General features: G+C 72.5%; 11 protein-coding genes and 2 pseudogenes. 4 read left to right on the top strand and 9 right to left on the bottom strand.

Features of this window, described 5'->3' with window-relative positions:
- Window positions 1-37 precede the first annotated feature (37 nt).
- Together ABTX62_RS09610 and ABTX62_RS09605 are read left to right on the top strand one after the other, a co-directional pair.
- Window positions 38-121: pseudogene (locus tag ABTX62_RS09610) on the top strand (cysteine dioxygenase); the annotation flags it as partial.
- Window positions 118-522 (top strand): annotated as a pseudogene (locus ABTX62_RS09605) (rhodanese-like domain-containing protein); the annotation flags it as partial. The pseudogenes ABTX62_RS09610 and ABTX62_RS09605, both read left to right, overlap by 4 nt.
- A 99-nt stretch (window positions 523-621) precedes the next feature.
- On the opposite strand, the gene ABTX62_RS09600 reads toward ABTX62_RS09605, so the two are convergent.
- From ABTX62_RS09600 to ABTX62_RS09575, 6 genes are all read right to left on the bottom strand, one after another.
- On the bottom strand, window positions 622-861 hold the full coding sequence (locus ABTX62_RS09600) for a GNAT family N-acetyltransferase (RefSeq protein WP_352115769.1): 240 nt from the start codon (window positions 859-861) through the stop codon (window positions 622-624).
- 63 nt (window positions 862-924) lie between these two features.
- Window positions 925-1,062 carry a hypothetical protein gene (locus tag ABTX62_RS09595; protein WP_352115630.1) on the bottom strand — a complete coding sequence of 46 codons (138 nt, stop codon included), beginning with the start codon at window positions 1,060-1,062 and terminating at the stop codon, window positions 925-927.
- Between the two features lie 31 nt (window positions 1,063-1,093).
- Window positions 1,094-1,906, bottom strand: a complete 813-nt coding sequence (gene recX, locus ABTX62_RS09590; protein WP_352115629.1) for a recombination regulator RecX — start codon at window positions 1,904-1,906, stop codon at window positions 1,094-1,096.
- Window positions 1,907-1,909: 3 nt separating this feature from the next.
- Window positions 1,910-3,034, bottom strand: a complete 1,125-nt coding sequence (gene recA / locus ABTX62_RS09585) for a recombinase RecA (RefSeq protein WP_352115628.1) — start codon at window positions 3,032-3,034, stop codon at window positions 1,910-1,912.
- A 540-nt stretch (window positions 3,035-3,574) separates the two neighbouring features.
- Window positions 3,575-4,840 carry an AI-2E family transporter gene (locus tag ABTX62_RS09580; RefSeq protein WP_352115627.1) on the bottom strand — a complete coding sequence of 422 codons (1,266 nt, stop codon included), beginning with the start codon at window positions 4,838-4,840 and terminating at the stop codon, window positions 3,575-3,577.
- 147 nt (window positions 4,841-4,987) lie between these two features.
- Window positions 4,988-5,182: a DUF3046 domain-containing protein gene (locus tag ABTX62_RS09575; protein ID WP_283972776.1), complete on the bottom strand. Its 195-nt coding sequence runs from the start codon at window positions 5,180-5,182 to the stop codon at window positions 4,988-4,990.
- An 80-nt stretch (window positions 5,183-5,262) separates the two neighbouring features.
- Here ABTX62_RS09575 and ABTX62_RS09570 point away from each other — a divergent pair, with 80 nt between their 5' ends.
- Complete coding sequence (locus ABTX62_RS09570) at window positions 5,263-6,207, top strand: prenyltransferase/squalene oxidase repeat-containing protein (protein ID WP_352115626.1); 945 nt, start codon at window positions 5,263-5,265, stop codon at window positions 6,205-6,207.
- A gap of 11 nt (window positions 6,208-6,218) precedes the next feature.
- Here the strand turns inward: ABTX62_RS09570 and ABTX62_RS09565 are convergent, their stop codons facing one another.
- The 3 genes from ABTX62_RS09565 to ABTX62_RS09555 are packed head-to-tail and all read right to left on the bottom strand — an operon-like array spanning window position 6,219 to window position 8,115.
- Window positions 6,219-6,530 (bottom strand): AzlD domain-containing protein, encoded by a 312-nt coding sequence (locus ABTX62_RS09565; protein ID WP_352115625.1) that lies wholly within the window; start codon window positions 6,528-6,530, stop codon window positions 6,219-6,221.
- Complete coding sequence (locus ABTX62_RS09560; protein WP_352115624.1) at window positions 6,527-7,261, bottom strand: AzlC family ABC transporter permease; 735 nt, start codon at window positions 7,259-7,261, stop codon at window positions 6,527-6,529. Before ABTX62_RS09560 ends, ABTX62_RS09565 begins: the two co-directional genes overlap by 4 nt.
- A 23-nt stretch (window positions 7,262-7,284) precedes the next feature.
- Complete coding sequence (locus ABTX62_RS09555; RefSeq protein ID WP_502997928.1) at window positions 7,285-8,115, bottom strand: AraC family transcriptional regulator; 831 nt, start codon at window positions 8,113-8,115, stop codon at window positions 7,285-7,287.
- 120 nt (window positions 8,116-8,235) lie between these two features.
- On the opposite strand from ABTX62_RS09555, the gene ABTX62_RS09550 reads away from it, so the two are divergent.
- Window positions 8,236-13,140, top strand: a complete 4,905-nt coding sequence (locus tag ABTX62_RS09550) for an ATP-dependent helicase (RefSeq protein ID WP_352115623.1) — start codon at window positions 8,236-8,238, stop codon at window positions 13,138-13,140.
- Window positions 13,141-13,153 lie beyond the last annotated feature (13 nt).

The raw sequence follows: 13,153 nt of genomic DNA, 5'->3' as shown, positions 1-13,153 counted from the left end.
ATGGTGACAGTGAGCTGACCCGCCCGGGCGGTCATGGCCCCTGCCGCAGATCCGCCGCTACAGCCGCAGCGGCCCGATCCTGCGACTCGAGCAGGTCGAGCGACCGGAGGACTGGCAGTGAGCGCCACACCCGGACCGACGAGCCGCGACCCGCAGCCGCCTGTCGGCATCGACGAGTTGCTGGAGCGCGTGCGGGCTGGCTACGAACGGATCGAACCGCAGGAGGCGTACGAGGCGGCCCGGGCCGGCGACGCACTGCTGGTCGACATCCGCTACGCCGCCCTGCGCGAACGGGACGGCCTCATCCCCGGCGCCGTGGTCGTCGAGCGCAACGAACTGGAATGGCGCCTCGATCCCCAGGGCAGCCACCGCCTCCCCGAGGCGACAAGTCATGCTCTGCGCATCGTCGTGCTCTGCAACGAGGGCTGCGCGTCCAGCCGGGCCGTCCAGTCCTTGCACCAACTGGGCCTGCACAGGGCCACGGACCTGGCCGGGGGCTTCCAGGCTTGGCGGGAGGCGGGGTTTTCCGGTGGTGTGAGGCGGAGTGGGCTTGTCAGCCGCTTGCCGCGCCGGGGGGCCTGTGCCAGCGGAAGGCAGCCTCCGGTTCGAGGACTGAGCCTTCTACGGGAGATAGCGACGGAAACCTTCTGCGAGGGCTGCGAATCCGCACACCTTGTAGAAGGTGTGGACGTACTCGTCATCCGCCGCGAGCAGTTGGACCTTGTAGCAGTCCGCTGACTCACCCAGCCGAACCGCAGCCTCCATCAGCCGTCGGCCGACACCACGCCGCTGGAAGGCACCGGCCACCACGACGTTCTCCACGAACAGGATGGCCCTGCCACCGCGCGTGAGGTTCGGCATGACGATGCAATCCGCCGTCCCGGCCACGGTGTCGTCTGCATCAGCCACCAGGATCGTGCGTCCCTACTGACTCGATATGGCTGCCCAGATGGCATCCGCGGCCGCCTGGGGCAAGGGCGGGTCGTCCGGATTCAGTTCGCCGTAGAGAGCCAGCAACGCTGACACGTCCGCCTCGGCCGCCGCCCGCACACTGATCTTCATGCGCCGAGCCCAGGACGGCCACAGGTCGCCCTCACAACCCCTGCCCCTCAAGGAACTCCGTGTCCTCGCCCTCCTCCTCCATCGCCTGGCGGACGACCCGCAGGGCCATGCCCTCGGGGTAGCCCTTGCGGGCGAGCATGCCCGCGAGGCGGCGGAGGCGTTTGTCGCGGTCGAGTCCGCGGGTGGAGCGGAGCTTGCGCGCGACGAGCTCTCGCGCGGTCGCCTCTTCCTGCTCCGAGTCGAGCTGGGAGACGGCCTCGTCGATCAGCGTGGAGTCGACGCCCTTGGTCCGCAGCTCCCGGGCGAGCGCACGCCGGGCCAGTCCTCGGCCGTGGTGGCGGGACTCCACCCAGGCGTCCGCGAAGGCACTGTCATTGATCAGGCCTGCCTCTTCGAACCGCGACAGCACGTACTCCGCGGCGTCGTCGGGGATCTGCCGTTTGCGCAGGGCGTCGGCGAGTTGCTTGCGGGTGCGCGGGGTCCCGGTGAGCAGACGCAGGCAGATCGCCCGCGCCCGCTCGACCGGGTCCCCTGGAGGTGCCTCCTGCTCGGCCCTCGACGAGGAGAGGGCACCTCCGTCCTCGGCATCGGTCGCCGCCTCACCGAAGCCACGCCGACGACGGCCACGACCGCCCCTCGGCCCGCCGTCACGCGAGCCGCCTCCGGGTGAGCCGCCCCCGCGCGGCCCGGTGTCGTCGCCGTACTGCCGGTCGCCCTCGGGAGGCGTCTGCCCGGGGCCGCCCTCCCCGTCCAGGGCTGAGTTCGTGTCGCCTTCGGTGCCCCTCCCCCGGGGGGCACCGAAGGCGGCGTACTCGTACTCCGCCCATTCGGTTCGCCGTGTCACGGGTCAGCTCTTGGCTGCGGCGGCCTTGGACTTGGCAGTCTTGGCCGGTGCGGGGGCCGGGACAGCCGGCGTCGCGTCGGCCGGTGCGGAGACCGCGGCGTCCGTGCCCGGCTCGGCGGCCGGTTCCTCAGGACGCACACCGACGCCCAGCTTCTCCTTGATCTTCTTCTCGATCTCGTTGGCCAGGTCGGGGTTGTCCTTCAGGAAGTTGCGCGCGTTCTCCTTGCCCTGGCCGAGCTGGTCGCCCTCGTACGTGTACCAGGCGCCGGCCTTGCGGACGAAGCCGTGCTCCACGCCCATGTCGATCAAGCCGCCCTCACGGCTGATGCCGTGGCCGTAGAGGATGTCGAACTCGGCCTGCTTGAAGGGCGGTGCGACCTTGTTCTTGACGACCTTGCAGCGGGTGCGGTTACCGACCGCGTCCGTGCCGTCCTTCAGGGTCTCGATGCGGCGGATGTCGATGCGCACCGAGGCGTAGAACTTCAGCGCCCGGCCACCGGTCGTGGTCTCCGGGGAGCCGAACATCACGCCGATCTTCTCGCGGAGCTGGTTGATGAAGATCGCGGTGGTCTTGGACTGGTTGAGCGCGCTGGTGATCTTCCGCAGGGCCTGGCTCATCAGGCGGGCCTGCAGACCGACGTGGCTGTCGCCCATCTCGCCCTCGATCTCCGCGCGCGGGACGAGCGCGGCGACGGAGTCGATGACGATGAGGTCGAGGGCACCGGAGCGGACCAGCATGTCCACGATCTCCAGGGCCTGCTCGCCGTTGTCCGGCTGGGAGAGGATGAGGTTGTCGATGTCGACGCCGAGCTTCTTCGCGTACTCGGGGTCGAGTGCGTGCTCCGCGTCGACGAAGGCGACCTGCCCGCCGGCCTTCTGCGCGTTCGCCACGGCGTGCAGGGTCAGCGTGGTCTTACCGGAGGATTCCGGTCCGTAGATCTCCACGACGCGCCCGCGGGGCAGGCCGCCCACGCCGAGGGCCACGTCCAGGGCGGTGGAGCCGGTCGAGATGACCTCGATGGGCTCGTTGGTCCGGTCGCCCATGCGCATGACCGCGCCCTTGCCGAATTGCCGTTCAATCTGTGCGAGAGCGGCTTCCAGGGCCTTCTCGCGGTCGGTTCCTGCCATGGGTTCCACCCGATTTGCTTGAGTCGATCGCTTCACGTCAAAGACGCTAACGCCTGCCACTGACAATGCGTCCCGACGCACGTCCGGCCTGTGGATAACTCGGGCACATCTCTACTCAAAGTACGTCGAAACGCCCCTTGTTGAGCCTTGCCGGCGCCTCCATCAGAATGGATGTTCGATTTCCCTGTCAAGCGCACCACGCGCACCCCCGTCCCGGGTTCCGTGCCGAGGTGTGCGCGAGTGACGACGGGCACCCATACCGGGATGCGCACGCGCCGAAGTGCCGCGTGCCCCGCACAGCAGGCGCGCGTGCTCATAAGGGGACGGACGGATGTGCCTGATCACGGCGGCGGGCAAGGAAACCACCGCCGCACGATTCCCTCAGGGGTTCCCGGAAGGCCGGTGGTCGGGCCGGGATCACCCGCGCGCGGCTGTGACGGTGCGCGATCTGCTGGACGACCGACGCCGCCGGAGGGGACTCGTCCCACCCGACGAGCGGGGGGCTCAGCCGCCGCGCAGGAAGCCGTCGGCCCGGGCCGCTCAGGGGGAGCTCCCCCCGGAGCCCCCGTGTCCGGGCCGCTCCGTCCCCGGCCGCCATGCCCACAGCCCTCGCGCGCGCGGGAGCAGGGCAGGTCCCTCTCCCCTGCGGCGGTGGCCGTGCACCCGGGGGTCGTCCGTGACGTCGTAGCGCTTCACATACGCCCCCAGGAAGGCCTGGAGCGTGGCGATGGCCGGGATGGCGATCAGCGCGCCGACGGCGCCGAGCAGGGCGGTGCCGGCGACGACCGAGCCGAAGGCCACGGCAGGGTGGATGTCGACGGTCTTGGAGGTCAGCTTGGGCTGCAGCACGTAGTTCTCGAACTGCTGGTAGATGACGACGAAGACCAGGACCCACAGCGCATACCAGGGATCCACGGTGAACGCGATCAGCATGGGCAGGGCGCCCGCGAGATAGGTGCCGATGGTGGGGATGAACTGCGACACCAGGCCCACCCACACCGCGAGCACGGGCGCGTAGGGCACGTCCAGGGTCTGCAGCAGGACGAAGTGTGCCGCGCCGGAGATCAGCGCCATCAGGCCGCGGGAGTAGATGTAGCCGCCGGTCTTGTTCACGGCGATCTCCCACGCGCGCAGCACCTCGGCCTGGCGGGCGGGGGGCAGAACCGAGCAGATGCCGCGGCGCAGTCGCGGACCGTCCGCGGCGAAGTAGAACGAGAACAGGGCGACCGTCAGCAGTTGGAAGAGGCCCCCGATCACCTGGGCGGACACGTCCAGGACGCCGGTGGCGCTGTTCTGGACGTAGTTGCGCAGCCAGTCGGAGCGGAGCAGGCCCTCTTGGATGTCGACGCGCTTCAGATCGGTCTTGAAGTGGGTGTTGATCCAGTTGATGACGGAGTCGAGGTAGGCGGGGAAGCCCTCGATCAGCTTGATGATCTGGTCCGCGAGAACGGAGCCGAGCACCGTGACGAAGCCGGCCGACACGATCATCACGCCGGTGAAGACGATGAACGTGGCCAGCCCCCTGCGCATGCCGCGTGAGGCCATCCAGCTCACCGCGGGCTCTATCGCGAGCGCCAGGAAGAACGCGATGAGGACGTTGATCAGCAGGCCGGTGAGCTGGTGGAAGGCCCAGCTGCCCAGCTGGAACGCGGCGACGAGGGCGAGGGCCAGCACCATGGCGCGGGGCAGCCAGCGCGGCATGCGGCCGATCGTCCCGGCCTCACCGACGGGGAGCCGGGCGGGCGGTGTCGTACCGGAGGCTGGGGGCTGCCGGGCTGCCTGCCCGGACTCGTCAGTGGGTGCCACGGTCCAAGTCTCGCCCACGCCACCGACAGCCGTCTGCCCGCCTGCGATCTTCGTGACGGGCCCCTGACCCCGCCGAAGCCGGTCCGCCTCTGTCCGGAGGGGTCAGGGACCGGCCGGTCGGCGATCTCCGGCGCGCATCGGCTGGGGTCAGCGCCTCTCCCGGGGCACGTCCATCACCGTGCAGACCACCTGCCAGACCTCCTTGGCGTCCCAGCCGGCCTCCAGCGCCCCGTGCACCGTGCGTCCGCCCAGTTCCGACATCACGTGGTCGCGCGCGAAGGTTTCGGCGTAGCCAGGACCGAAGTGCTCCGCCATCCGCTGCCAGAAGACCGTCAACCGCATGACTCCAGTATCCCGCCCCTGGGGGTGGGCCTGAGCCGGGACCGCCTGCCGGCGCCTCTTCGCGCCCTACCGTCTGACCCATGGCCGAAACCGGAGCTTCCACACTCCCCCCGACGCCCCCGCGGCACAGCCCCGTCACGCGCGCGGAGCGCTTCGTCTGGCTCACCGCACGTGTGCTCGATCAGCACCGCTTCGCCCACGACTTCCGGGGTGGCTCCGCCGACCCGGTGGAGACCGCCCTCGACGCCTACCGCAATGAGGACGGCGGTTACGGCCACGCGCTGGAGCCCGATCTGCGCGGCCCGGTCAGCCAGCCGCTGCACACCGCGCACGCCCTGCGCGTCCTGGACGCGGTCGGGCGCTGCGCCGGCCAGCGGGTGGAGCACATCTGCCGCTACCTGACGTCGGTCTCCACGGCGGACGGGGCCCTCCCGGCGATCCACCCCAGCCAGCACGGCTACCCCACGGCTCCCTTCGTGACGGTGCTGGACGACCCACCCAGCGACCTCCTGGCGACCGGGCCGGTGGTGGGGCTGCTGCACCGCAACGAGGTGTGGCACGCCTGGCTGTTCCGGGCCACGGACTTCTGCTGGCAGGCGGTCGAGTCGCTGGAGAAGTCGCACCCGTACGAGATCGAGGCCGCCGTGGCCTTCCTGGACGCCGCCCCGGACCGCCCGCGCGCGCAGGCGGCGGCCGACCGGCTCGGCCGCCTGGTCCGCGAACACCGCCTCGCGGCCCTGGATCCCGACCGTCTGGACGCGTATCCGGTCTCCCACGGCTACGCGCCGGGCGAGCACCACTTCCCGTACGACTACGCGCGGACACCGCGCTCGCTCGCGCGCGCATGGTTCACGGACGACGAGATGACCCGCTCCTTGGACCACCTCGCGTCCCAGCAGCAGGAGGACGGCGGCTGGCCCGTCCGGTGGCGCCGCTGGGCCCCGGCGCCCGCCCTGGAGGCCCGCCCGGTGGTGACGATCGACGCCCTGCGCGTGCTCCGGGCGTACGGTCGCACCGTCGACTGATCAGCCCGCGCTCATCCCGCCCCCATGGCCCGCACCCCCGCGGTCACCACCACGGCCGCGGCGACGACGAGCAGGAACGGAGCCCTGAGCAGCAGCGCCACGGCCGCGGCCGCCAGGCCGGCGGCCCGTGCGTCCAGCACCGGTGTCCGCACGTCGGCGAAGGTCTGCTGGGCGGTGAGGGCCGCCAGCAGCGCGACGGGCAGCAGCGCGGCGAGACGCTTGACGAGGGGACGCTCCAGAGCCCCCGCGGGCACCAGGAGTCCCGCCAGCTTGACGGCGTAGCACCCCAGGACGGTCGTCCCGATCGCGATCCAGACGTTCACCGCGCGTCTCCCTGTCCCTCGCGCTGCCCCTTGCGGCGGCCTTCCGCCCACAGCACGACCGGCGCCGCCAGCGCGGCCAGCAGCACCGGCACTCCCGCCGGCAGCACGGGCAGCAGCCCGAGCCCCAGCAGCACCGCGAGACCGGCGACCGCCCGCTCGGTGCGGCTCTTGAGCATCGGTGCGAGCAGGGCCAGGAAGACCGCGGGTCCGGCGGCGTCCAGTCCCCACGCGTCGGTGTCCCCGATGGCCTCGGCGCCCAGGGCCCCGAGCAGCGTGGTGAGGTTCCACAGGATGTAGAGGCTCAGCCCGGTCACGACGAACCCGAGCCGTGCGGCGCGCCGAGTGGGCTGGGCCAGCGCGACGGCGGCCGTCTCGTCGATCACCCACTGGGCGGCGAACGGCCGCACCGCGCGCGGGAGGGCGAGCAACTGCGACAGACGCAGACCGTAGAAGGCGTTGCGCACGCCCAGGAAGAAGGCCCCGGCGGCGGCGGTGAACGGGCTGCCTCCCGCCGCGAGGGCCCCTACGAGGGCGAACTGGGAGGCCCCGGTGAACACCAGGAGACTGAGCGCGCACGTCTGCAGCAGCGTGAGGCCGCTGCCTGCCGATGTCACTCCGAAGGCGAACCCGGAGAGCCCCACGGCCACCCCGACACCCAGGGCGTCGCGTACGACCGCCCGGTCCGCCTTCCCACCGAGGTCCATATCTTCGAGAACTGTCCGATCTGCCACACCCCGCACGCTACGGGCAGCGGCTACCTCGGGTCTTGTACGTTCTTGCGCTCCCGCTGGTACGCCCCCGGAGGCACGCCGACGATCCGGCTGAAGTGCCGGTTGAGATGCGGTTGGTCGGTGAACCCGACGGCCACGGCGACCTCGGAGGGTGCCGTCCCCGTGTCCAGCAGCCGTCGCGCCCGCCCTACCCGCGCGTTGGTGAGCCAGGCGTGCGGCGGCATCCCGTAGAGGTCCCGAAAGGCCCGCAACAGGGCGAACGGGCTGGTACCGAGACCGGCCGCCAGCCGTTCCAGTGTCGGCGGCCGGACCATCCGCTCCTCCAGCACGGCACGCGCGCGTGCCGCGACACGGGCTCCCGCCGTCCGCACCTCCCGCCGCGGCAAGGGCCCGCCGTTCAGCCGCAGCAATCTGGTGACGGCGACCCGCAGCAGTGTGTCCGCGGCCAGCGCGTCGCCCTCGTCGGCGGCCCGCAGCACCCGGTGCACCAGAGCGACGGCGTACGGATCGTCCACCACCGGGCTGACGAAGCCCGGCGTCCCCCGCAGCGCCGTCGTCTCGGCGGCGATCTCCGCCACCACGTCGACCGGTGGGTACACGGCCCCGTACCGCCACCCTTCGGGCACCCCGGCCCGTCCGGTGTGCGGCGTATCGGGGTTCACCAGTGCGAGAGCGCCGGCGCCCGCGTACTGATCGCCCCCACCGTGGTGGAACACCTCCACCCCGTCGGCGATGGCGGCGATCACGAAGTTCTCGTGCGTGTGCCGCACGAACGTCTTGCGCACGTACCGGGCCCGCAGCAGGTCGACCCCGGGCAGCTCGTCGTACTGCCAATGCCGTGCGCGCTCGTTCATCCGACCATGGTCCGCGGCGGTGGCACTCCGCGGCCCGGCCCCGGCCCGCATCCCACGGCGACGGGGCAGGCCGCGAGGCGGCGAAGCCCCGATGTCAGTGCCGAGGTGCACGATGGACGCATGCCCAGCAATGCGCACCGAGCCCTGGACGGCTTCTCCCCCGCGACCCGCGCCTGGTTCACGGGTGCCTTCTCCGCGCCCACCTCTGCCCAGGCCGGTGCGTGGCAGGCCATCCACGAGGGCTCGGATGTGCTGGTCGTCGCCCCCACCGGCTCCGGCAAGACCCTGGCGGCCTTCCTGGCAGCCCTGGACCAGCTGGCCTCGGCTCCTCCCCCCGCCGACCCCAAGAAGCGCTGCCGCGTCCTGTACGTCTCCCCCCTGAAGGCCCTGGCGGTGGACGTCGAGCGCAACCTGCGCAGCCCGCTGACCGGTATCCGTCAGGAGTCCGTGCGCCTCGGCCTGCCCGAGCCCGAGGTCAAGGTGGGCATCCGCTCGGGCGACACCCCCGCGGCCGAGCGCCGCGCTCTGTCGACCCGCCCGCCGGACATCCTGATCACGACCCCTGAGTCGCTGTTCCTGATGCTCACGTCGGCCACGCGCGACGCGCTGGCGGGTGTGGAGACGGTGATCCTCGACGAGGTGCACGCGGTCGCCGGCACCAAGCGCGGCGCCCATCTCGCGCTGTCCCTGGAGCGCCTGGACGACCTCCTCCCGAAGCCCGCCCGCCGTATCGGCCTGTCCGCCACGGTCAGGCCGGTGGACGAGGTGGCCCGCTTCCTCTCGCCGCGCCGCAGGGTGGAGATCGTCCAGCCTGCATCGGGCAAGGAGTTCGACCTGTCGGTGGTCGTCCCGGTCGAGGACCTGGGCGAGCTGGGCGGCTCCCCGGCGGCGGACGGCCAGGAGGGCGCCGAGCGCCCGTCGATCTGGCCGCATGTGGAGGAGCGGATCGCCGACCTCGTCCAGTCCCACCGCTCCACGATCGTCTTCGCGAACTCCCGCCGTCTCGCGGAGCGCCTCTGCAACCGCCTGAACGAGATCGCGTACGAACGGGCCACGGGCGAGACACTCGACGAGCACCACTCCCCCGCCGAACTCATGGGCGGCTCGGGAGCGGCCCAGGGCGCCCCCCAGGTCATCGCCCGTGCCCATCACGGGTCGGTGTCCAAGGAGCAGCGTGCCCTGGTCGAGGAGGACCTCAAGGCGGGGCGCCTGCCCGCGGTCGTGGCCACGTCCAGTCTCGAACTGGGCATCGACATGGGCGCGGTGGACCTGGTCGTGCAGGTGGAGTCGCCGCCGTCCGTCGCCTCCGGCCTGCAGCGTGTGGGCCGGGCGGGGCACCAGGTGGGCGCGGTCTCCACCGGTGTGGTCTTCCCGAAGTACCGAGGCGACCTGGTGCAGGCGGCGGTGGTCACCGAGCGCATGCGCACCGGTTCCATCGAGTCGCTGAAGGTGCCCGCCAACCCCTTGGACGTGCTGGCCCAGCAGGTGGTCGCCATGACGGCCCTGGACACCTGGCAGTTCGACGACCTCCTCGCGGCCGTCCGCCGGGCCGCCCCGTTCGCCTCGCTGCCCGAGTCGGCCTTCACCGCCGTCCTCGACATGCTGGCGGGCCGCTATCCGTCCGACGCGTTCGCGGAGCTGCGTCCGCGCGTGGTGTGGGACCGGGTCACCGGTGAGATCACCGGCCGCCCCGGCGCACAGCGGCTCGCCGTCACCTCCGGGGGCACGATCCCCGACCGCGGTCTCTTCGGCGTCTTCCTCGCGGGGGCGGACCCCAAGAAGGGCGGCGGCCGGGTCGGCGAACTCGACGAGGAGATGGTCTACGAGTCCCGCGTCGGCGACGTCTTCACGCTCGGCACCAGCTCCTGGCGCATCGAGGACATCACCCGCGACCGCGTGCTCGTCTCCCCGGCCCCGGGCGTGCCGGGCCGGCTGCCCTTCTGGAAGGGCGACCAGCTGGGCCGCCCGCTGGAACTGGGCCGGGCGGTGGGCGCGTTCCTGCGCGAGGTCGGCTCGCTGTCCAAGGACGACGCCCGCCTGCGCCTCCTCGCCGCCGGCCTGGACGCGTGGGCGGCGGACAACGTGCTGTCGTACCTGGACGAGCAGCGCGAGGCCTGCGGCCACATCCCGGACGACCGGACGATCGTCGTGGAGCGCTTCCGCGACGAGCTCGGCGACTGGCGGGTGGTCGTGCACTCCCCCTTCGGGGCCCAGGTGCACGCCCCCTGGGCACTCGCTCTCGGCGCCAAGCTCTCCGAGCGGTACGGCATGGACGCGCAGGTCATGCATGCCGACGACGGCATCGTGCTGCGCCTGCCGGACGCCGACCTGATGGGCCTGGACCTGCTGGACCAGGAGCCGGTGAAGGCGGGCCGGGAGTACGACTCCGAGCAGGCACCCGTGGGTGCCGCCGATGTCGTCTTCGACAAGGGCGAGGTCGACCAGGTCGTCACCGACCAGGTGGGCACCTCGGCCCTGTTCGCCTCCCGTTTCCGCGAGTGCGCCGCCCGCGCGCTGCTGCTGCCGCGCCGCACCCCGGGCAAGCGCACCCCGCTGTGGCAGCAGCGGCAGCGCGCCTCCCAGCTGTTGCAGGTCGCCAGCGAGTTCGGCTCGTTCCCGATCGTCCTGGAGGCGGTCCGCGAGTGCCTCCAGGACGTCTTCGACGTGCCGGGGCTCGTGGAGCTGATGGGCGACCTGGAGTCCCGCAGGGTCCGCCTGGTCGAGGTCACCACCGCCGAGCCGTCCCCCTTCGCGCGCTCCCTCCTCTTCGGCTACGTCGCCCAGTTCCTGTACGAGGGCGACTCCCCGCTGGCCGAGCGTCGCGCCGCCGCCCTGTCCCTGGACTCGCGGCTGCTGGCCGAGCTGCTGGGGCAGGCGGAGCTGCGCGAGCTGCTCGACGCCGAGGTGCTGGCCGAGCTGGAGCAGGAGCTTCAGTGGCGCACCGAGGACCGGCGTGTCAAGGACGCCGAGGGCGTCGCGGACCTCCTCCGTCTCCTCGGCCCGCTCACGGACGCGGAACTGACCGAGCGGGGCGCCGAACCGCAGTGGGCCAAGGAGCTGGCCGGCACCCGCCGGGCCATCCGGGTCCGGATCGCGGGCAGGGACCACTGGGCGGCGATCGAGGACGCGGGCCGCCTGCGCGACGCTCTGGGCACCGCCCTGCCGGTCGGCGTCCCGGAAGCGTTCACGGAGCCGGTCAAGGACCCCCTCGGAGACCTCCTCGCCCGCTTCGCCCGCACCCACGGCCCGTTCACCTCGGCCACGGCTGCCGCCCGCTTCGGCCTGGGTGTCGCCGTCACCGAGGGCGCCCTCCAGCGACTCGCCGCGGCGGGCCGGGTCGTCCAGGGCGAGTTCCACCCGGCCGGCATCGGTCAGGAGTGGTGCGACGCTGCCGTACTGCGCCGCCTGCGCCGCCGCTCCCTGGCCGCTCTGCGGCACGAACTGGAGCCGGTGCCACCCGCCGCGCTCGCCCAGTTCCTTCCGCAGTGGCAGCACATCGGCAAGGGGCACTCCCTGCGCGGCATCGACGGGCTGGTCCGCGCCATCGAGCAGATGCAGGGCGCGTCGGTGCCCGCCTCCGCGCTGGAGAAGCTGGTCCTGCCCTCCCGGGTCGTGAACTACACCCCGGCGATGCTGGACGAGCTGACCGCCGCCGGGGAGGTCGTCTGGGCCGGGGCGGGCTCCCTCCCCGGCAAGGACGGCTGGGTCTGCCTCTACCTGGCCGACGCGGCCCCCCTGCTGCTGCCGCCCCCGCACCCCTTGGAGCTGACCGCCCTGCACCAGTCGGTCCTGGACACCCTCTCCGGCGGCTACGGCCTGTTCTTCCGCCAGATCGCCGATCAGGTCCGCGCCACCACCCACCCGGAAGCCACCGACCCGCAGCTGGCCGACGCCCTGTGGGACCTGGCCTGGTCGGGCCGTCTGACGAACGACACGCTCACCCCCATGCGCTCGCTGCTCGGTTCGGGCCGCACCGCCGGGTCCACGGCCCACCGCGCCAAGCGCACCGTCCCGCGCGGCCGCTACGGCTCCCTGACGGCGGCGGCCCGCACCGCCTCCCGCTCCGGCCCGCCGACGGTCGCCGGCCGCTGGTCCCTGCTCCCGGCCCACGAGCCGGACCCCACCGTGCGGGCCCACGCCCTCGCCCGCACGCTTCTCGACCGGCACGGCGTGGTCACCCGGGGCGCGGTCTCGGCGGAGGGCGTCGAGGGCGGCTTCTCGGCGACGTACCGCGTCCTGTCCGTCTTCGAGGAGAGCGGCCAGGCCCGTCGCGGCTACGTGGTGGAGGGCCTGGGCGCGGCGCAGTTCGCGATGGACGGCGCGGTGGACCGTCTGCGCGCGGTGTCCAACGCCCGCGATCGCGGTGAGGCCCTGCCCGGTCCGCCCCCCGGCTCCGCACCCGACCCGTTCCCCACCCATGACTTCGCCGGACCGGACGACTCCGTCCCCTCCCACGACCACACCGACGCCCCCGGCCCCGACGGCTTCCCCGACCTGGGCTCCCCTTACGAGGTTCCCGAACCGTCGCGGGGCGAGTGGGTCTCGCCCCGCGACTACGCCCCGCCGTGGCAGAACGGCGGGCGGGCGGCGTACGACCAGGGGTTCCCGGGCCGCCGGGGCCGCTCCGACGGCGCCTCCGGGGCCGTCGTCCTCGCCGCCGCCGACCCGGCGAACGCGTACGGCGCCGCCCTGGCCTGGCCCGAGCCTCCGACCGGCGCCGGGCACAAGCCGGGCCGCAAGGCGGGCTCCCTGGTGGTGCTCGTCGACGGTGAACTGACGCTCTACATGGAACGCGGCGGCAAGACCCTGCTGGCCTGGGCGACCGATCCGCACGGCGACCCCGTCGACGATTCACGCCTGCGCAGCGCCGCGGAGGCCCTCGCCGCCGCTGCCCGCGCGGGTTCTCTCGGCACGGTCACGGTGGAGCGCGTCAACGGCGCCCAGGCCCTGACCTCCCCCATCGGCACCCTCCTGGAAGGAGCCGGTTTCATCGCGACGCCCCGAGGACTGCGTCTGCGTGCCTGACGGTCACCCGCCC

The sequence above is a fragment of the Streptomyces sp. NPDC096046 genome, assembly GCF_040303285.1.
GTDB lineage: Bacteria > Actinomycetota > Actinomycetes > Streptomycetales > Streptomycetaceae > Streptomyces.
The sequence above is the reverse complement of the archived record's forward strand: the minus strand, read 5'-3'. Positions and strand labels throughout refer to the sequence as shown.